Below are 17,568 nucleotides of genomic sequence, written 5' to 3'. Positions count from 1 at the left end.
TTTATTTATTGTAGATTATTGACTCCTATGACCGCATAAAGAACAGCAATGGGTATATTGATCAACAGGATACCAATTGCTTTCAGACATTCATTTAATCTTGGCTTATACACCCAACCATAGATCAATAATCCCAGTATCACCAGTATATTGAAAAATGTTCCGAATATTAGCAGCATATATCCGCCGACTGCAAATTCCACAGCTTTTGTCAGCAGCTGGCCGAAGAAGCAAATACTCCCCAAGATGAAGCATAAGCCAAACAAAGACTTTGCGAAGTATAAAATTTCCGAACCTTTCTTTTTTGATTGGGTGATTTGTGAATCATTCATAATTATTAAGCCTGAGTTAAGGTGAAAACAGTAATTTCCGGGCGAACCATAAATCTTACCTGAAAAGAATGTCCTATTGCCCGATTGATGTAAAGCATTCTTCCATCTTCCAGATTGATTTCTCCTGACACATACTTTTTATTTTTTACAGGAAGAACCGGAGTAATAATACCGGGAATCCGACATTGCCCGCCATGAGTATGTCCGCTTAAAATCCATCCCTGATAGCTGTTCCAAATATCCAGATCACAGGCATCAGGGTTATGGCACAATACAATATTGGCCTTTGAGATATCATATTCACTCATGATATCTGAGGGATAAAAATTGGGCGACCACAGATCTTCAAGTCCTATAAAATTAAGTCCATGAATTTCTTTCTGATCATTTCTCAGCATTGTAACACCTTTTTCTTCAAGAATTTCACAGATACTGTCTGAGCATGTGATATCTTTCCAACTTTTACCATAATCATGATTCCCGAGAATTCCGAAAGTGCCTGATGATCCCAAAACACAATTTCCCATTACTGTTTCAAGTGCTTTTTGCTCTTCTGGTGTTCCCTTGTTTACATAATCACCAGTGTACACCACAAAATCAGGTTTAAACTGTTGGGCCTTCTCAAACGATTCAATCAGAAAATTCCAGTTGAAACGATTTCCCACATGCAGATCTGAAATCTGCATCAGCTTCTTTCCTTCAAGAATGTCTGGCAGATTCTTAACAGGAAGTTTTCTTTGAACAAATTCTACCCAAAAAGGTTCTACCTGCCACGAATACAATGCTGGAAAGACACCCATCACCGAAAGACAGGCTAGTCTTTTAATGAATTCTTTTCTTGTCATAATGCTTAATACACCTGTTTTAGCTTCCCGCAAACGGGCTTCCGAAAATCCCTACTGCCAGTTCGATCCAGATCAAGGCAAGAGCCAGCAAAATGAAAATGCAGATCATCACTTTCTGACTTTGTTTTTTAATTTTATTTCTAACCAGATTGATCAAAAAAGCGGATGTAAACAATAAGACTCCAGCGATCAGAAAATCTGATGGCGACCAGTTAACTTCCTTAGAGAAAAGATTTCCAACCAATGGAATATTGAGTAAAACCAATGGAAATGCATAAATTGCAATTGTTTTTTGTTTTTGTGTCATCATTTTATTTAATTATAATTTATAAAGTACTTTGCAATTCAAAGTTAATTTTCAAAAAAAATATAGGTCTATCGTCCTAATAATTTTTCCAGGGCATCCAAATGTTCGGTAAATGCCTGTCTTCCGCTCTGTGTCACCCGGTAAGAGGTTTTGGGCTTCTTCCCTACAAATTCTTTCTTCACTTCAATATATCCTGCTTTTTCCAGAGCATTGCTGTGACTGGCCAGATTTCCATCTGTAATTTCGAGCAGGCTTTTCATTTCAGAAAAATCAACCCAGTCGTTGACCATAAGAACGGACATAATACCCAGTCTTACGCGGCTTTCGAATTCTTTGTTGAGTTGATTTATATTGATCATTTTACTTTTATCTTATTTATTCAGCAATCATTGCTAAAGGCAATACCTATGCTGATTTTGCTATTGAATAGCAAGATTATATCCTCATCTATTATTTATACTTCTTATGCATGATCAATCCATACACGATATGCAAAACTCCAAAACCAATTGCCCAGAACAACAATCCCCATCCTAAAAAGAATAAAGAAATAAGTCCCAAAATGATCTCAAGATATCCTAGATACTTTACATCTGTTAATGTATACCTTTCTGCTGCTACCAGAGCCAACCCATAAAAAATCAAGGTAGCGGGAGCAATGAAAACAAAAAGATGATGATAAAGAAGTGCCAGACAAAAGATTCCTCCTGCTACCAAAGGTATTGCAAAAGTAATTAAAAGACGTTTTGTAGTAACATCCCACATCTTCAATCCCTTCTTTTTACTTTTATGGGCCGTAAAAATATAACCACTCAGAACAGCAACCACCAAAATAGCGATTCCTATCAGAACAAGTTCTTTAACCAGAGCGGGTCCCAAAATATTTCTGTCTCCATCAAAATAACTGATTCCCTCCCTCTGAAAAACGAAATATACGTATACAGCTCCAATAATAGCTGTTAAACCCGCAACAACTCCGGATAAACCACTTAAAGAAATGAATCTGGAAGAGCGCTCCATCATAGAGCGGATATGGGATAAGTCTTCGTGATAGTTTTTTGAATCCATATAAAGAACTTTGAATTACAAAGTTATAATTTATTTTCAATCTGCCAATTATTTATATTAGATTTTTGAAAATGAATCCAATCACTTAACAATGAATAGCTTTTAATATGACTGTATTTGAACAGAATAGAGCAGAAAAAAATCCGGAGAAACAAAATGTTTGTCCGGATCATATATGGATTAAAATCCAACTATTTTTAACAATTAAGAGGAAAATTATTTTGCTCTCAACCTTTCTTTAATAGACTCAATATTTTTCTTTGCGGAATCTTCAAGGATAAGACTTGCACTCATATGAATTCTTGCAGGCATTAATTCATTGAAATGATCTGTTCCTTCCCATGAAACCTTTTTTATTAATGCTAAAGCATCACTGCTTCTTGAAGCCAGCGTTTGTAAAAATTTCTCCAATTTCTGATCCATTTCCTGAATATTCTCTGAAACGGAATGGTAAATATTATGCTGCTCAGCCCATTCGGCAGATCTGAAATCCGCATCAATTGCCATTGCAGAGAATTGTGATTTTCCGATTTTTCTTTCCACATACGGACCGATAACAAAAGGGCCAATTCCAAGATTGACTTCAGTAAGAGCCAGCGCTGAATCTTTTGTTGCAAAACAGTAATCTGCCCCGCAAGCAATTCCAACTCCTCCACCTGTAGTTTTACCCTGAACTCTTACTACTACGATTTTTCCGCAGTTTCTCATCGCATTTAAAACTTTAGCGAAACCTCCGAAAAATTGGGTAGAAGCTTCGAGTTCCTCAATCGCTAAAAGCTCATCAAAGCTTGCCCCGGCACAAAATGCTTTCTCACTTGCACTTTTTATCAGAATAGCTTTTACTTCATCTTTTGCTCCTTCTGCAAGGATGGTTTCTGCCAGTTTTTCTAAAACCGCTCCCGGAAGAGCATTACTTTTAGGGGTTCCGAAGGTGATCTCGGCAATATTATTTTTAATTTCTGATGCTACAAATTCGCTCATTTTATTTTTATTGGATTCTTACAAAAATACGAAATACAGCTCGTTCAGAGAAACTTAAAGTCTATATTTTCTTTTTAAACATGCATATTTCAAGACATATACTACGTAGAAATACGGGGTTTTTAATTTGGTATTTTCTACGCTAGTCCCTGCATGGTATTAATCGTTCCTTTGACTAAGAATTAATAACCAACAGGCGGAGTCTGAAAAGCCTGTAAAAAGAGTAAGAAATTAAAAACTAAAAAACATATTATCATGGACGAGTACATTGGAATTGTAAAATTATTTGCAGGAAATTTCGCACCCAGAGGCTGGATGTTTTGCGACGGAAGCCTAATAAGTATTTCCAGAAATTCTGCCTTATTCTCAATTTTAGGAACAACTTATGGCGGAGACGGCATCTCTACTTTCGCCCTGCCCAACTTAAAAGGGCGTATGGCTTTAGGAGCAGGAAATGTAAATTCCAACGAATATTATCCTTTGGGAGTTGTGGCAGGTACTGCACAAAATACACTTCTGGCCTCTAATCTGCCAAGTGTAGGTGCCGGATTTCAGCTTAAAGTAGCTAATAAGAATGCAAATTCATCTACTCCTACAGCTACCTCAACAATTGCTATTTCGGGAACACAGGTAGGAAGAGATTTCAATGTAGTATCCAGTTTTGTAAATGACGCTAATCCTGATACGGTTATTAATAATCAAAGCATTGCCTTCATGGGGCAAAATATTCCTGTGAATAACATGCCGCCTTATCTTGGCTTAAATTATATTATTTGTGTTGAAGGAATTTATCCGCCAAGGGATTAATATCCATACAATACCCTGACATTTAAAACAAAAAATCATGAAAAGCACTACTTTTTTAATCATCTGTAGTCTGCTCATTTCAACTTTTTCATTCGGGCAGACCAGTACAGAACAATTTGAAACGGAATCGAACGGAAGTACAAGCTTCACCGATAATGGAGTCATTTTCAATATCATTTCACACACAAGTGTTTTTGACATTCAGGGAAATTTCCCGGGAACAGGCTGGAGTGGAACAGGAAATGACAACAGATACATTGATAATTCCAACGATACTCAGTTTCCACCATCATTCAGTATTAAAACCACTTCCAACTTGTTTAAAGTAAACAGGTTCTGGATGTATCTTTCTGCACTGAATCTGGATCTCAATGTGGCAGGAACACTTACCGTTACCGGAAAACTAAGCGGGGTAACCAAATTCGCCCAAACAAAAACTACCGGATTTGCTACAAGCCTGGGCAGCACAAATGGATATACCCTGATTGATCTTACCAACTTAAACGGGCAAAATTACTCCAACATCATTATTGATGAGCTGCAAATAACAGCTAACGGAGCTTTCCGATATGTAGGTCTGGATTCTTTCACATGGGTAAAAGACACCAATCTGGTATTAGGCACACCAGAAGCTAAAAGCACTCAAAAAAACCTGACTGTTTATCCCAACCCAACCAATGGACCTCTTTCTATTACAACTGAGAAAGCCGGTGACGCTAAAATCTACAGTACAGATGGTAAAATGCTGAAAACAGTGTCAACTCAGAAAGGAAATAACGAAATCAATATTTCAGAGCTTCCAAAAGGAGTTTACCTGATTAAAACAGCAACGGAATCCACCAAGGTAATTAAAAACTAAACTTCAGGAAAATACGCATACGTCCCACATTCCCTATAAAGATTCTAATTCATGAATGACGAAATCCCTTTCGACGAAGGGATTTCGTCATTTTTTTAATGCCAAAATGTATTTATCTATATAAAGCTGTTTCTCTTTTGATTTGTATTGCTGGATATATCTTGGATGCTCCAGAATGTTCATTTTATCGAACAGCCTTGCTTCTTTATTTAATTTCGAAATAAAATCAGCATTTTTCTTACCCAAGATAAAAACTTCTGAGGTATCAAGATTAAGACTGATATGTTCTTTCAGAGATTCGATCATAAAATCCTTCACAGCTTCAAACAGGTCTTTGTCATCATAGTAATTGGCATTAAGCCACCCGTTTTTTGTTTTTCTCACAATAGCCAGCGGAAACGGGGAATTGATATAAACCTCTTTATAGAAAAGATCCGCACCACCATATTCTTCAATCATATTATACATGAAAACAGAGGAAACTTCATGGGTATGGGCAGATTTCATTGTTATTCCACAAACACTTTCCAATCTTTTTGTATCAGTAAAAGGAACTCCCGTGACACCGGCTCCGTGACGGCTTGGATTGATTCCGATCATGAATTTCCTCTGAAAAGAATCATCATAATATTTGTGATAAAACTTTTGCATGACCGTCAATGTTTCAGGATTATCCAGGTATGGATTCAGGACTTTAAAACCTTCGGGAAGGCTTCCTTTATAGCTGAGATTTTTATTGAACTCAATGACATGATCTGCAAAAGTTATATCCATATTTAGTTTTTAAGGAAAACAAAATTTTCAGGCTGGTCATCCTCATCGTCTTCTTCCTCATCATCATCACTTAAAGCCAATTCGACATCAATAAACTGAATGTATAAACCACATATTTCTTCATTAGCATCATAAGCAAAGTACACCGGATAGGTACCATCACCAAAGCCACTTGCAAACATTGGAATCTGATAATCTGTATTGGGAACTTTCCAATTGATCCAATCCCCTGCTTCTCTCTGATTGTCGGGATTGTCTTTATAGCTTTGTGAGAAAAGTTCTGCAAAATAATCGTCATAAATATTATCGACATTTATTTCATCTATAAATTGATCTACAAAAGAAAGCGCTTCTTTATCTGCAATACAACCTAAACCTGCATCTACTCTGAAACCAAAAAAATCGTCTTCGGCTACATCCTCTAATTCTTCAATTCCAACTAAGGCTTCTCTGTAAATAACTGGTTTTTCTTTGGTAAATTCAACTTTTACAACAGCATATCTGTCGCCCCAATCTTCAGATTTCACTACTGCAATGGTCACAGGAAAATTTCCTTTCGGAGCCTGAATAAAATAAGGCGACTGATTCGCATTCAGAGAAACCAGCGGATCTCTTACCACCACTTTTCCTGAAGGAAGAGAAACATTTCCAATTTCCATCGTCTCCATTTTCTGTCCCAGAATTTCATTTGAAGTAAAATAGGTTTCCAGGTCGGTAGGACAAACCAAAATATTTTTCACTTCTTCCCATTTTTGCATCCAGCTTTCGTTCATACTATTATTTTTTTGAATTGTTTACAGGTTTGAAAGTAAGGAATAAATGTAAAGCCGTCAAGTATGTCAGAATTTTTAACAAAAGATTATAAAAATAAAGCCGCAAATCCCGTGATTTGCGGCTTCAGGTATTGTATTAAGTTTTAAAATCTAAGAATCAGCGCATATATAACATGCTCTGGCAATGTCTGGCCATCTTCCGGGAAGACAACAGGTTCCTGGAGGACAAGGATTAAGGACGCAGGACCAGTTTGGCCCACCACCTTTAAGAGATCTCAACTCATGTCTTGAAAGTTTTTTTAAGTTTTTCATAGTGGTTTGTTTTGATGTTCTTTCCTACTCTATATGCTTTTCGGATTTCGCCTATTAAAGTTAATCATTTTTTTTCTGATCCTTGTCAAGGGTTTGAACCTTGACAAGGGTTATCATCCATTAAAAAATCCCTTTCAATTACTGAAAGGGATTTAAAACTTATATTTTCCTGAATTAAATCAATCCAAACTGCTGAAAGTGATGGGTAAAATGCTTTTTGTGCATCAGTTCCCACATTTCTTTATTCAGTTTTCCGAAAACGTAATTCATGTGTTCTGCCTGTGGATTTTCTTTGTAATAGATTACAAATTTCTTCAGGTTATCCATAAACGACTGCTTGGCAGCTTCTAGATTCTTGTGCTTTTGTTCCGGAAGTGAACCGTCTTTAGGAAGGAACGGAGCGGTAAATTCTTTAGGCATTGCTCTGTGGTTGTAAAGAGAATCCTGCCATTTTTCAAGATGTTCTTCAGGCGTGAAGCATTGTTCTGCTTCCGGTTCTCCAAAGCTTACCAATACTGCATGCTCAAGATGTTCTATCATTTGCTGTGGAGACATTTTCCCCCAAAGAGAAGGCGTATTTTCCGTTAATCCATTCAATATTTTCTGAACATTTTTCACATTCAGATCAATGAAAGGGGATTGTTTTGCTACCAATGTTAAGATCGTTGCTACACAAACCACCTCATCTCTTTGGTTGATTACTTCAACCAGCCATTTTACAACACCGGAAGGAATATTTCTTCCTTTTACGCCTCTGTTGATTTTTTCTTTTGCTGTTAAATACACTGTAATGGTATCTCCGGCATATACGGGCTTGAAAAAGCTGCAGTCTTCCAGTCCGTAATTGGCAATAACAGGTCCTTTTTTCCCTGAAACAAATAATCCTGCTGCCGCTGAAAGAATGAAATATCCGTGAGCTACCGTTTTATCAAAGATTGTACCTGTTAAGCTTGTGGCATCCGTATGCGCATAGAAATGATCCCAGGAAACATTGGAGAAGTTAACGATATCTGCATCAGTAACCGTTCTTCCTGCTGTCTCTAAAGAGTCTCCTACTTCAACTTCCTCAAAATACTTCTGGAAAGGATGCTTGTCTGAGAATTTTTTCTCTGCTCCCTGCTGATAGATTTTAGTAATTGCTTTCAGTACATCCGGTGACCCCTGGATTGCTGTTTTCTGCAGGAAGAAATGAAGACCGCTCAATCCGCCCATTTCTTCTCCGCCACCTGCTCTACCAGGACCTCCGTGCATCAATGTAGGAAGTGGTGAACCGTGACCTGTGCTTTCTTTTGCGTTATCTCTGTTCAGGACAAAGATTCTTCCGTGCTGGGAAGCCATTTTCCAGGAAGTTTCTGCGATAAAGTTTTCGTCGTAAGATATGATAGATCCTACTAAACTGCCTTTTCCTCTTTTTGCCAATGCAGCCGCTTCTTCAGCATCTTTATACGGCATCAATGTAGATACAGGCCCGAAAGCTTCTACATCATGAGAGATAATTTTTTCGAAAGGCCTGTCGTTCAGGAATAGTTTCGGGCTCATAAATGCTCCGTTTTCATAGTTGGCATCTACCAGCTCATGTTTTCCGTCATAGACAAGTTCTGTTTCTGATTTTAATAGGTTTACTTTTCTCAGAACTTCCTCATACTGCTGTCTTCCCACCAAAGATCCCATTTTGGTTTCCCTGCTTAATGGGTTTCCGATTTTCGTCTGATCTAAAGCTTTAGACAAAGCATTCTGAACATCCCCGATTAAGTGCTCAGGAACGATAATTCTTCTGATCGCCGTACATTTCTGTCCTGCTTTTGTCGTCATTTCGTTGCGAACTTCTTTGATGAATAAATCAAATTCTGGAGTTCCTGGTTTTGCTTCCAATCCAAGGATTGAACAGTTCAATGAATCTGCTTCCATATTGAAACGCACAGCATTTCCAGCAACAGAAGGAAGTGATTTTAATTTTCTACCTGTATGGGCAGATCCTGTGAATAAAACAGAATCTCCGTCCTGTACGTAATCTAAAATATTCCCTGGCTCTCCGCAGACTAACTGCACGGCACCTTCAGGCAATATTCCACTTTCAATCATATCCTGGAATACCGCATTGGTAAGGTAAGAACCGAAAGGAGACGGTTTTACAATGGAAGGAACACCCGCTAATAAGGAAGTGGATAGTTTTTCCAACATTCCCCATACCGGAAAGTTATAGGCGTTGATCTGTACAGAAACACCTTCACTAGGGGTTAAAATATGGGTTCCCAAGAAAGTTCCGTTAGCAGAAATCTTCTGAGTGTCTCCGTCTACCCAAAATGAAGTATTGGGAAGCATTCTTTTTGCCAATCCGGAATAGGTAAAGAACGTTCCGAAACCCCCTTCGATATCCACCCATGAATCCACGTGAGTAGCCCCTGTTTTGTATGATAATTCGTAGTATTTTTTCTTTCTTTCCAAGAGATAAAGTGCTACTTTTTTCAGCATTTCACCACGGTCGTAGAAAGTCATTGAAGAAAGGTTTTTATATCCTACGGTTCTCCCGTAGTCAAGAGCCTGTTCAAAATTAAGCCCTTCTGTATCGGAAACAGCTACCTGCTCTCCTGTAACGGCGTTGTACAAAGGAACTCCGGTTCCGGTTCCTTCTACCCATTGTCCGTAGATATAGTTTTTTAACTTTTCCATAAAATATTTAATTTATCAATGTAGCAGTGTAACAATTTACCAATTATTGGTTATTACGGATTTATTGTACACTGTTACATTAGTATATTGTTACATTTATCTTTTATTTCGGTTCCTGATAGGGAAACATTTTCACCAATCCTTCATATAAACTTCTGTGAAGAATGGTTGCGTGATTGTCTGTTTCCATCATTTTATATTCTAATGTCCAGTTTTTCTTTCCTGCTTTTTTCAAAACATCATAGAAAGCTTCAGCATCTTTTATCATTACAGGATGTTCTCCTTTTCCTACAGAAACATAGACAAACTTTTTCGTATCCGGAGATTTTGAAAGTAGTTGTGGAGCCTGTTTTAAAAGACTCTCATCATCCCACCACAAACTTGGACTGATGATAAAATAGTTATTGAACATTTCCGGTTTTTTTAAAAGGATTTCTGTTGCCAGAAGTCCTCCCAAAGACTGACCGAAAAGGTATTTATCTGTGGTTTTAAACTGACTTTCCACATAAGGTTTTAATTCTTTTTCAAGGAACGTTATAAACTTTTCAGAGTGTCCTGTTGTAGGATAATCTTTCTGCAGGTCTTTTAAATCCGTATGAAAAGTAAAATCTCTTTTTCTGTCTATATTAGCAACTCCCACTACGATGGTTTCCGGCATGGAATACATCTGATTAAAGAATTGTACTAATCCTGTAACGTGAATAAAATCTTCATTCATGCTTCCATCTAATAAATAGATCACCGGATATGATTTTGTTTTGTCATAACCCTGTGGAAGATAAATATTCAGCGTTCTGTCTTCATTTAATGTTTTGGACTTAATGGTCCTCACTTCTCCTATTGTAAGCGGTTTTGTAGTAACCGTCTGTGCTGACAGCGTACTACCTACCGCAAACATTATGCTGCATGCCAATGCAATTTTTTTAATCATATTTATTTTTTGTTAAACCTAACGGGTTTTAAAAACCTGTTAGGTTTGATTATTAGCAATTATTCAAAATTTAAAAAGTCATATTCAATTGTAGACTGATGATAATTTTTAAAAACTTCTACCGAATCAAAATACTGCATGATATCCTCTCTATTCAATTTACTTTCTTTTTCAGGATTTAAATATGATTTGTAAGAAGAATGTTTCCATTGATCAATTTTATTTACAAATCCGTGATTAACCGGATTATTATGGATATAATGCAAAACTTTCAATAAATATTTCTCATCTGATATTTTCTTTCGTTTTACCGCATTCAGAAAAAGAGCTCCATTTCTATTATATTTTTTATTGTAAGCTTTAGCATAGGCATTCAATAAATTACCAAAATGTTTCATTAAAAACTGATGCTCATTTCCACTATTCACATCATCAAAATCCTTAAATCTCAATAACAAATGAAAATGATTAGGTAACAGACAGTAGGCATAAATATCACCGACCGGAAGAATATATTTTTCTACCTTTTCCAGAAAAAACTGATAATTTGATGGTTCACGAAAAATAACTTCAGTCCCATTTACATGAGAGAAAATGTGATAGGTACCTTCAAATTCAAAATTTTCTGTATTAATCATTTTAAATCTTGTGTTTTAAATTTAAACCAAACGGGTTTTAAAAACCCGTTTGGTTTAATTATCGCAATTATTCAAAAAAGTTATACTATTATTTTATATCATCCCAGATGCTGTAATCAACAACTTTAGTTGGGATCTGCTGAACATATTCTGTAAAAGGTTCACAAGGAAGAATGGCTTCTTTTCCTTCTCTTGCCAGTTCCTGATATAATTTTGTTCCTTCTGTTTTCCAGTGAATCATTTCGTCAGAAACATCACGGATCACTTTTGCAGGACTTCCTACCACCAGTTTTCTTGGCTCACATCTGAAATTAGCAGGTACAAAAGCCAATGCTCCGACGATACTTTCATCACCGATATAGGCTTTGTCCATTACCACAGCGTTCATTCCGATCAGGCAGTTTTTCCCAATATGTCCTGAATGAATAATCGCGCCATGTCCGATGTGTGCAGATTCTTCCAGTATGGTTTCTATATTCGGGAAAACATGAAGGGTACAGTTTTCCTGTACATTGGCTCCGTCTTTAATGATAATTTTCCCCCAGTCACCACGGATTACCGCATTGGGACCAATATATACTTCTTCACCTATTTCTACATTCCCGATAATGACTGCCTGCGGATGAATGTAAGCAGATGGTTTTATAATGGGACGAATCCCGTGGTATGAATAGATGTTCATATTTTTTAATTTGAAAATTTGAGAATGAGTTAATTTGAAAATTAATTATGTCTTTAAACATTTTCAAATTCTCAAATTAACTCACTTTCAAATTAATTATACTTTTTCAATGACCATTGCATATCCCTGTCCGACACCGATACAAAGGGTACACAATGCATATTTTTTATCCTGCTTCTGTAGTTCCATTGCTGCAGAACCTACAATTCTTGCTCCGGAAACTCCCAGCGGGTGGCCAATTGCAATAGCACCGCCGTTCGGGTTTATTCTTGAATCATCATCTTTCAACCCTAAGCTTCTGGTTACTGCCAGTGCCTGCGCTGCAAATGCTTCGTTGAGTTCAATGATATCCATATCTTCAAGAGAAAGGTTTAATCTTTTTAACAGCTTTTGAGTTGCTTCCACCGGTCCGATTCCCATGATTCTTGGTTCTACACCTGCTACGGAAGATCCCAAAATTTTTGCTTTTGGTTTCAACCCATATTTTTTAACGGCTTCTTCGCTTGCCAAAATCAAAGCAGCAGCTCCATCATTCATTCCTGAAGCGTTTCCTGCAGTTACCGTTCCTTCTTTTCTGAAAGCCGGACGAAGTTTTGCCAATCCTTCCATTGAAGAAGTAGGTTTAATGAATTCATCTTTTTCAAAAACGATTGGTTCTCCTTTTCTCTGAGGGATTTCAACTTTTACAATTTCTTCTGCCAGCCTACCGCTTTCCTGTGCTTTTGTCGCTTTTTGCTGAGACCAAAGGGCAAATTTATCCTGATCTTCTCTGTTGATCTGGTGCATATCCGCCAAATTTTCTGCTGTTTCTCCCATTCCGTCAACCCCGTACATTTCTTTCATTTTAGGATTGATAAAACGCCATCCGAAAGTAGTATCAAACATCTGGCTGTCTCTACCAAAAGCTGCACTTGGTTTTGACATCACATAAGGAGAACGTGTCATATGCTCTACTCCTCCTGCAATATAAATTTCACCTTCTCCGGCAGCAATGGAACGGAATGCATTCGCTACCGCAGACATCCCTGATGCACAAAGCCTGTTAACGGTTTCCCCTCCGATTTTGTAAGGAAGGCCCGCCAGTAAAAGTCCCATTCTTGCAACGTTTCTGTTATCTTCTCCCGCCTGATTAGCACATCCGAAAATGACATCTTCAATTTCCTCCACAGGAACTTCAGGATTTCTTGCTACTACTTCTTTGATTACAATAGCAGCCAAATCATCGGCTCTTACTTCTGATAACCCTCCCTGCAGTTTTGAAATGGGAGTTCTGACATAGTCTATGATGTATACGTTGTTCATAATGCTATTTAATATAACAATCTAGTAATGTAACAGTGTAACAATACCGGATTTAGTTGTTTTTATTTCTTAGTTCTAAAACCTGTTTTAAAGTATAGGGTTCATATTTGAAATCCTTTCCAAACATTCTTTTGGCATTTTCTTCAAGGGTAGAATCGAAGCCTGCTTCTTTTCTTCTTTTATTTACATTTTTAAGATCTTTTACAGGCCATACAAAATTGACAAAGATTTGTTTTCCGTCTTTATCTTTTGTCATTTCTCCTTTTCCCTGTGTTCCATAGATCTGTTCTTTGTCCTCATCCATCAGAGATCTATCTTCCATCATGGCAACCCAGGTAAACGGAATTTCTTTCTTTTTTCCGGCTTCTTTAATGAGAGGAAGATATTTTCCAATCTTGTTTGAATGCTGGATGACATACCAGGCTGCCTGATTTGTAGGTTCTCCCACCATTGTTTTCCCGGGATAGCCATATTGAGAAATAATCTTTTCAATTTTCTGCATGTTCAGACTATCGTGTTCCGCTACCAACAGCCAGTTTTTCTTTTTGAATTCTTCTTTGTCAATATTCAGATCTTTTAATAGCTGTTCTTTTTTCTCCGGAGTTATTTCGGTATCAAAAAGCATTCTGTATCCCTGATCTACCTTCATGATTTCATCAAGCTCTCTTTTCAAAGCTTCGTTCACTTTCTGCTGGGCATTGATGAGAAGGGTTGAAATTCCAAAAAGCAATACAATTATTTTTCTCATTTTGTTTAATCTGATGGATGGTGTTAGTTTTATAAGTCGGTTACTTTTTTGCCGATTTTGTAGACTGTGCCTACAAATTTTGCAACCAGCTCCTGATTTTGATTGGTAATCTGAATGTCATAAACGGCTGTTTTTCTCGTGTCATTCACCAACATACTTTCTGCTCTGAAAACATCACCTTCTTTTCCTGCTTTGGTAAAATTGATAATACAATTCAATGCTACAGCAGCATCTCCTGTATTGTTGGAAGAAAATGCGAGCGCAGAGTCTGCAAACGCAAAGGTAACTCCGCCATGAACTGTCTTAAGACCATTCAGCATATCTTTCTTGATCGGCATTTCTATTAAACAGTAATTTTCTTTTACTTCAATCATCTTAATATTCATCCACTGGGAAAAATAATCCTGATTGAACATATAATCTGCTACTTGTCTTGGATTCATTTCTATTAATTATATGTTTGTTATTTCTTCATACAGCTCATCGGATAACCTGTCGTAAACATTCATGGTCTTTCCCAGAATGATTTGCCCGTATGAAAGATTTTCTGAGTCTGATGAATTTTCAGAGGGATATGATTCATTTAAATCAATTCCGTTTTCATTGGCTAATCTTTTGATCAGCTCTTTATATTTTTCATTAAACTTTCCTAATAGCTCAAGTCTTTCCTGCTCATCAACTGAGGAAGCTTCCTGAGTTAAATACTGTTTCTCAATTAAAAGCCTGGTCTCCAGCTCTTCTCTGAATTCATCTATATCCATAATATTAATTTGAAAATTAAATAAATTTGAAAATTTGAAAATGAAAACCTGTTATAATCAATTTTCAAATTGGCACATTTTCAAATTATCTAATTCATTTTACGGAGCAAAGGACTTTGTCTGTATCTTTCTTCCTGATATTCTTCGTAAAGGTTCTGAAGGGTTTCGGAAATTTTTGCATACCCGATTTCTTTCCCCCAGCTTAATAATCCTTTCGGATAGTTGACCCCTTTCTGCATAGCGAGCTCGATATCTTCATCATTGGCAACGCCTAATCTTTTGGCCTCAACCGCTTCGTTGACCAGCATGGAAATGATTCTTAAAAAGATCTGCTGGTATAGAGCATCGTCTTTCTGAGCAACAGGTTTTTCTGCTCCTTCGGTGTAATTGTAGAAACCTATTCCTGTTTTTCTGCCGTGAAGTTTGGCTTCAGACATTCTTTGCTGTAATAAAGAGGGCTTATATTTCGGATCGTAGAAATAATCTTTGTAAACGGTTGTTGTTACGGCAAAATTTACATCTACTCCGATAAGATCCATCAGTTCGAAAGGTCCCATTTTGAAATTCCCCAGGGTTTTCATAGCCTCATCCACCTGTTCCGGTGTTGCGATGTTTTCTTCAACAATTCTTAAGCCTTCTCCGTAATAAGGTCTGGCAATTCTGTTGACAATGAAGCCGGGAATATCTTTGGCAATAACAGGAGTCTTCCCCCACTCTTTCATGAGGCTGTAGAGTTTTTCTGCTAATGTTTTTTCTGTTAATAAGGATGGAATAATTTCCACTAAAGGCATCAATGGAGCCGGATTAAAAAAGTGAATTCCGATGAAACGCTCCGGCTTCTTTAGTTCTGCACCAAGGGAGGTGATAGAGATAGATGAGGTATTGGAACTAAGAATACAGCTTTCTGAAACATAGTTTTCAAGCTCTGTAAACACTTTGGTTTTGATCTCTTTGTTTTCTATGATGGCTTCAATGATGAGCTCACAATCTTTGAAATCCTTCAATTCTGTAGCAATGGAAATATTAGCTAAAATTTCAGTCATTTTCTCTCCTGAAATTTTTTGTTTATCAACTAATCTGGTTAATGTTTTTACCAAACCTACCGTGGCCGTTTCTACTTGCTTTGCGTTGGCGTCATACACCCAAACTTTACAACCGTTCGTTGCGGCTACTTGTGCAATGCCGATTCCCATTGTTCCGGCACCGATAATTCCAATATTCATTTTTTATTTGTACAATGTATTAATGTAAAATGTATTCATGTAAATCGTTTTAAAATCATTAATACATTTTACATGAATACATTAATACGAAATTTATCTTCCTTTATAATTAGGTTTTCTTTTCTGTAAAAAGGCGTTTACTCCTTCAATAAAGTCTTCTGTTTCTGCAGCTTCCTGCTGTAGATCTCCTTCCAGCTCAAGCTGTTCTTTCAATGTGTTGTTATAAGAATTGGCAAATGCTTTTTTCGTAAGCTTGATTGCTGCTGTCGGCATGTTTGCCATTCTTTCAAGAATTTCCATAGACTTTGGAGCGAATTCCTCTTCACTGAAAACTTCTGCGACAAGACCATAAGATTTAGATTCTTCAGCAGATAATTTTTTACCTGTAAATGCCAAATAATTAGCCAATTGTCTACCTAAAAGTTTCGGTAAGAAATAAGTTCCTCCTGTATCAGGAATTAAACCGATATTTGAAAATGCCTGAGCAAAATATGCTTTCTCGTTAGCTAAAACGAAGTCAGAGATCAGAGCCAGCATCGCACCAGCGCCAACGGCAGGACCATTTACCAAAGCAATAACCGGTTTTTTGCAACGGGTAACTTCCAATACTAACGGGTTGTAATAGTCTACCACAATTTTCCTGATGATGTCGTGATCATGGTGTTCTTTACCTACCACGAAAGCTTCATCCAGATTCTGACCTGAGCAGAACGCTCTTCCTCTTCCGGAAATGGCAACACATCTTACGGTTTCGTCTTCGCTGCATTCTTTTACAAAATCTTTAAGATCTGCTAAAGCCGGCTTGGTAAGGGCATTCATTGTTTCCGGTTGATTAAGATAGGCGATTTTGAGCTTCCCGTCAAAATGCGTTTCAATATCGAGTTGTGTATACATAGTTAATTTTTTATGATTTCACTAATTTAGTTATAATGTAACAATTTACGAGTCTAAAAATGTAACAATTATAATGTAGTGCTGAACAAATTGTTACGCTGATTCATTGTTATCCTGTGACATTTACTTAGTGACATTTAAAATAATCAAAAGGTTCCAGACAGTCTAAACATTGATAAGAGGCCTTACAAAGAGTAGACCCGAATCTGCTGATCTGCTTGGTATGCTCGGAACCGCAGCGCGGACATTTTTTCGGTTTCCCGATGTGATGTTCATCTGCTCCTTTTTCGGGAGGTGTAATTCCGTAAACACGAAGTTTTTCTCTTGCTTCATCCGTTAACCAGTCTGTTGTCCAGATTGGAAACATCTTAGTGACCACTTTCGCATCCCACCCGTTTTCTTTCATGATTTTCATGATGTCTTCCTCAATGGTAAACATAGCGGGACAGGCAGAATAAGTGGGCGTAATTGTTACTTCACAAGAATTTTCGCTGGTAATTTTCGCTTCTCTTACAATACCCAATTCCACGATATTGATTACCGGAATTTCCGGATCGGGGACTAATTCTAATATTTCTAAAGGATCTTTCATTTTTAAAATGTACCAATTTGTCAATCTAACAGTCTAGCAATTAATTGTTACATTGTTAAACTGCTATAT

At 37.2% G+C, this 17,568-nt stretch carries 22 protein-coding genes; 2 read left to right on the top strand and 20 right to left on the bottom strand.

Translation table 11 applies throughout. The annotated features are described in order from the left end of the window. Window positions 1-5 precede the first annotated feature (5 nt). From ACP3T3_RS17710 to ACP3T3_RS17685, 6 genes are all read right to left on the bottom strand, one after another. Entirely contained in the window at window positions 6-332 is a 327-nt protein-coding gene (locus ACP3T3_RS17710) for a hypothetical protein (RefSeq protein WP_426477093.1), read from the bottom strand. Window positions 333-337: 5 nt separating this feature from the next. Beyond that, complete coding sequence (locus tag ACP3T3_RS17705) at window positions 338-1,177, bottom strand: metallophosphoesterase (RefSeq protein WP_426477092.1); 840 nt, start codon at window positions 1,175-1,177, stop codon at window positions 338-340. A gap of 19 nt (window positions 1,178-1,196) precedes the next feature. Continuing rightward, complete coding sequence (locus tag ACP3T3_RS17700; protein WP_426477091.1) at window positions 1,197-1,487, bottom strand: hypothetical protein; 291 nt, start codon at window positions 1,485-1,487, stop codon at window positions 1,197-1,199. Window positions 1,488-1,552: 65 nt separating this feature from the next. Next, window positions 1,553-1,843 carry a winged helix-turn-helix domain-containing protein gene (locus ACP3T3_RS17695; RefSeq protein ID WP_426477090.1) on the bottom strand — a complete coding sequence of 97 codons (291 nt, stop codon included), beginning with the start codon at window positions 1,841-1,843 and terminating at the stop codon, window positions 1,553-1,555. Between the two features lie 91 nt (window positions 1,844-1,934). Continuing rightward, complete coding sequence (locus ACP3T3_RS17690) at window positions 1,935-2,552, bottom strand: hypothetical protein (protein ID WP_426477089.1); 618 nt, start codon at window positions 2,550-2,552, stop codon at window positions 1,935-1,937. Between the two features lie 216 nt (window positions 2,553-2,768). Then, entirely contained in the window at window positions 2,769-3,533 is a 765-nt protein-coding gene (locus tag ACP3T3_RS17685) for an enoyl-CoA hydratase/isomerase family protein (protein WP_426477088.1), read from the bottom strand. Between the two features lie 255 nt (window positions 3,534-3,788). Between ACP3T3_RS17685 and ACP3T3_RS17680 the strand changes: the two genes are divergently transcribed. Together ACP3T3_RS17680 and ACP3T3_RS17675 are read left to right on the top strand one after the other, a co-directional pair. Further along, the gene (locus ACP3T3_RS17680; RefSeq protein ID WP_426477087.1) at window positions 3,789-4,340 is read left to right on the top strand and encodes a phage tail protein; all 552 of its coding nucleotides are present in this window, start codon (window positions 3,789-3,791) and stop codon (window positions 4,338-4,340) included. 37 nt (window positions 4,341-4,377) lie between these two features. After that, window positions 4,378-5,199 (top strand): T9SS type A sorting domain-containing protein, encoded by an 822-nt coding sequence (locus tag ACP3T3_RS17675; protein WP_426477086.1) that lies wholly within the window; start codon window positions 4,378-4,380, stop codon window positions 5,197-5,199. 87 nt (window positions 5,200-5,286) lie between these two features. On the opposite strand, the gene ACP3T3_RS17670 is transcribed toward ACP3T3_RS17675, so the two are convergent. The 14 genes from ACP3T3_RS17670 to paaD all read right to left on the bottom strand — a co-directional run bounded on the left by ACP3T3_RS17670 (window position 5,287) and on the right by paaD (window position 17,499). After that, window positions 5,287-5,973: an SMUG2 DNA glycosylase family protein gene (locus ACP3T3_RS17670; RefSeq protein ID WP_426477085.1), complete on the bottom strand. Its 687-nt coding sequence runs from the start codon at window positions 5,971-5,973 to the stop codon at window positions 5,287-5,289. Between the two features lie 2 nt (window positions 5,974-5,975). Then, window positions 5,976-6,746, bottom strand: coding sequence for a DUF4241 domain-containing protein (locus ACP3T3_RS17665; protein ID WP_426477084.1), 771 nt, complete (start codon window positions 6,744-6,746; stop codon window positions 5,976-5,978). Window positions 6,747-6,896: 150 nt separating this feature from the next. Continuing rightward, complete coding sequence (locus tag ACP3T3_RS17660; protein ID WP_426477083.1) at window positions 6,897-7,058, bottom strand: bacteriocin-like protein; 162 nt, start codon at window positions 7,056-7,058, stop codon at window positions 6,897-6,899. Window positions 7,059-7,232: 174 nt separating this feature from the next. Further along, window positions 7,233-9,728: a phenylacetic acid degradation bifunctional protein PaaZ gene (gene paaZ / locus ACP3T3_RS17655; protein ID WP_426477082.1), complete on the bottom strand. Its 2,496-nt coding sequence runs from the start codon at window positions 9,726-9,728 to the stop codon at window positions 7,233-7,235. A 103-nt stretch (window positions 9,729-9,831) separates the two neighbouring features. Then, complete coding sequence (locus ACP3T3_RS17650) at window positions 9,832-10,659, bottom strand: alpha/beta hydrolase (protein WP_426477081.1); 828 nt, start codon at window positions 10,657-10,659, stop codon at window positions 9,832-9,834. A 59-nt stretch (window positions 10,660-10,718) separates the two neighbouring features. Further along, window positions 10,719-11,297, bottom strand: coding sequence for a transposase (locus tag ACP3T3_RS17645; protein WP_426477080.1), 579 nt, complete (start codon window positions 11,295-11,297; stop codon window positions 10,719-10,721). 88 nt (window positions 11,298-11,385) lie between these two features. After that, window positions 11,386-11,979, bottom strand: coding sequence for a transferase hexapeptide repeat family protein (locus ACP3T3_RS17640; RefSeq protein ID WP_426477079.1), 594 nt, complete (start codon window positions 11,977-11,979; stop codon window positions 11,386-11,388). Between the two features lie 96 nt (window positions 11,980-12,075). Then, window positions 12,076-13,281 (bottom strand): 3-oxoadipyl-CoA thiolase, encoded by a 1,206-nt coding sequence (gene pcaF / locus ACP3T3_RS17635; RefSeq protein ID WP_426477078.1) that lies wholly within the window; start codon window positions 13,279-13,281, stop codon window positions 12,076-12,078. A 52-nt stretch (window positions 13,282-13,333) separates the two neighbouring features. Next, window positions 13,334-14,029, bottom strand: coding sequence for a DUF6624 domain-containing protein (locus ACP3T3_RS17630; protein WP_426477077.1), 696 nt, complete (start codon window positions 14,027-14,029; stop codon window positions 13,334-13,336). A gap of 29 nt (window positions 14,030-14,058) precedes the next feature. Further along, window positions 14,059-14,472: a PaaI family thioesterase gene (locus ACP3T3_RS17625; protein ID WP_426477076.1), complete on the bottom strand. Its 414-nt coding sequence runs from the start codon at window positions 14,470-14,472 to the stop codon at window positions 14,059-14,061. A 9-nt stretch (window positions 14,473-14,481) separates the two neighbouring features. Next, on the bottom strand, window positions 14,482-14,790 hold the full coding sequence (locus tag ACP3T3_RS17620) for a hypothetical protein (RefSeq protein WP_426477075.1): 309 nt from the start codon (window positions 14,788-14,790) through the stop codon (window positions 14,482-14,484). 89 nt (window positions 14,791-14,879) lie between these two features. Continuing rightward, complete coding sequence (locus tag ACP3T3_RS17615) at window positions 14,880-16,013, bottom strand: 3-hydroxyacyl-CoA dehydrogenase NAD-binding domain-containing protein (RefSeq protein WP_426477074.1); 1,134 nt, start codon at window positions 16,011-16,013, stop codon at window positions 14,880-14,882. Between the two features lie 93 nt (window positions 16,014-16,106). Further along, window positions 16,107-16,907: an enoyl-CoA hydratase/isomerase family protein gene (locus ACP3T3_RS17610; RefSeq protein ID WP_426477073.1), complete on the bottom strand. Its 801-nt coding sequence runs from the start codon at window positions 16,905-16,907 to the stop codon at window positions 16,107-16,109. 127 nt (window positions 16,908-17,034) lie between these two features. Further along, window positions 17,035-17,499 (bottom strand): 1,2-phenylacetyl-CoA epoxidase subunit PaaD, encoded by a 465-nt coding sequence (gene paaD / locus ACP3T3_RS17605; RefSeq protein ID WP_426477072.1) that lies wholly within the window; start codon window positions 17,497-17,499, stop codon window positions 17,035-17,037. Between the last annotated feature and the right edge of the window lie 69 nt (window positions 17,500-17,568).

The organism is Chryseobacterium sp. CBSDS_008 (assembly GCF_049959325.1).
Taxonomy (GTDB): domain Bacteria; phylum Bacteroidota; class Bacteroidia; order Flavobacteriales; family Weeksellaceae; genus Chryseobacterium.
The sequence above is the reverse complement of the archived record's forward strand: the minus strand, read 5'-3'. Positions and strand labels throughout refer to the sequence as shown.

What these genes read in the sequence shown, in the direction of transcription:
- ACP3T3_RS17640 (WP_426477079.1), bottom strand. Translation starts at nt 11,979, where the DNA reads ATGAACATCTATTCATACCACGGGATTCGTCCCATTATAAAACCATCT.
- ACP3T3_RS17615 (WP_426477074.1), bottom strand. Translation starts at nt 16,013, where the DNA reads ATGAATATTGGAATTATCGGTGCCGGAACAATGGGAATCGGCATTGCA.
- ACP3T3_RS17645 (WP_426477080.1), bottom strand. Translation starts at nt 11,297, where the DNA reads ATGATTAATACAGAAAATTTTGAATTTGAAGGTACCTATCACATTTTC.
- ACP3T3_RS17690 (WP_426477089.1), bottom strand. Translation starts at nt 2,552, where the DNA reads ATGGATTCAAAAAACTATCACGAAGACTTATCCCATATCCGCTCTATG.
- ACP3T3_RS17630 (WP_426477077.1), bottom strand. Translation starts at nt 14,029, where the DNA reads ATGAGAAAAATAATTGTATTGCTTTTTGGAATTTCAACCCTTCTCATC.
- ACP3T3_RS17610 (WP_426477073.1), bottom strand. Translation starts at nt 16,907, where the DNA reads ATGTATACACAACTCGATATTGAAACGCATTTTGACGGGAAGCTCAAA.
- ACP3T3_RS17620 (WP_426477075.1), bottom strand. Translation starts at nt 14,790, where the DNA reads ATGGATATAGATGAATTCAGAGAAGAGCTGGAGACCAGGCTTTTAATT.
- ACP3T3_RS17695 (WP_426477090.1), bottom strand. Translation starts at nt 1,843, where the DNA reads ATGATCAATATAAATCAACTCAACAAAGAATTCGAAAGCCGCGTAAGA.
- paaD (WP_426477072.1), bottom strand. Translation starts at nt 17,499, where the DNA reads ATGAAAGATCCTTTAGAAATATTAGAATTAGTCCCCGATCCGGAAATT.
- ACP3T3_RS17705 (WP_426477092.1), bottom strand. Translation starts at nt 1,177, where the DNA reads ATGACAAGAAAAGAATTCATTAAAAGACTAGCCTGTCTTTCGGTGATG.
- ACP3T3_RS17680 (WP_426477087.1), top strand. Translation starts at nt 3,789, where the DNA reads ATGGACGAGTACATTGGAATTGTAAAATTATTTGCAGGAAATTTCGCA.
- ACP3T3_RS17650 (WP_426477081.1), bottom strand. Translation starts at nt 10,659, where the DNA reads ATGATTAAAAAAATTGCATTGGCATGCAGCATAATGTTTGCGGTAGGT.
- ACP3T3_RS17660 (WP_426477083.1), bottom strand. Translation starts at nt 7,058, where the DNA reads ATGAAAAACTTAAAAAAACTTTCAAGACATGAGTTGAGATCTCTTAAA.
- ACP3T3_RS17685 (WP_426477088.1), bottom strand. Translation starts at nt 3,533, where the DNA reads ATGAGCGAATTTGTAGCATCAGAAATTAAAAATAATATTGCCGAGATC.
- ACP3T3_RS17665 (WP_426477084.1), bottom strand. Translation starts at nt 6,746, where the DNA reads ATGAACGAAAGCTGGATGCAAAAATGGGAAGAAGTGAAAAATATTTTG.
- ACP3T3_RS17700 (WP_426477091.1), bottom strand. Translation starts at nt 1,487, where the DNA reads ATGATGACACAAAAACAAAAAACAATTGCAATTTATGCATTTCCATTG.
- ACP3T3_RS17710 (WP_426477093.1), bottom strand. Translation starts at nt 332, where the DNA reads ATGAATGATTCACAAATCACCCAATCAAAAAAGAAAGGTTCGGAAATT.
- ACP3T3_RS17625 (WP_426477076.1), bottom strand. Translation starts at nt 14,472, where the DNA reads ATGAATCCAAGACAAGTAGCAGATTATATGTTCAATCAGGATTATTTT.
- ACP3T3_RS17675 (WP_426477086.1), top strand. Translation starts at nt 4,378, where the DNA reads ATGAAAAGCACTACTTTTTTAATCATCTGTAGTCTGCTCATTTCAACT.
- ACP3T3_RS17670 (WP_426477085.1), bottom strand. Translation starts at nt 5,973, where the DNA reads ATGGATATAACTTTTGCAGATCATGTCATTGAGTTCAATAAAAATCTC.
- pcaF (WP_426477078.1), bottom strand. Translation starts at nt 13,281, where the DNA reads ATGAACAACGTATACATCATAGACTATGTCAGAACTCCCATTTCAAAA.
- paaZ (WP_426477082.1), bottom strand. Translation starts at nt 9,728, where the DNA reads ATGGAAAAGTTAAAAAACTATATCTACGGACAATGGGTAGAAGGAACC.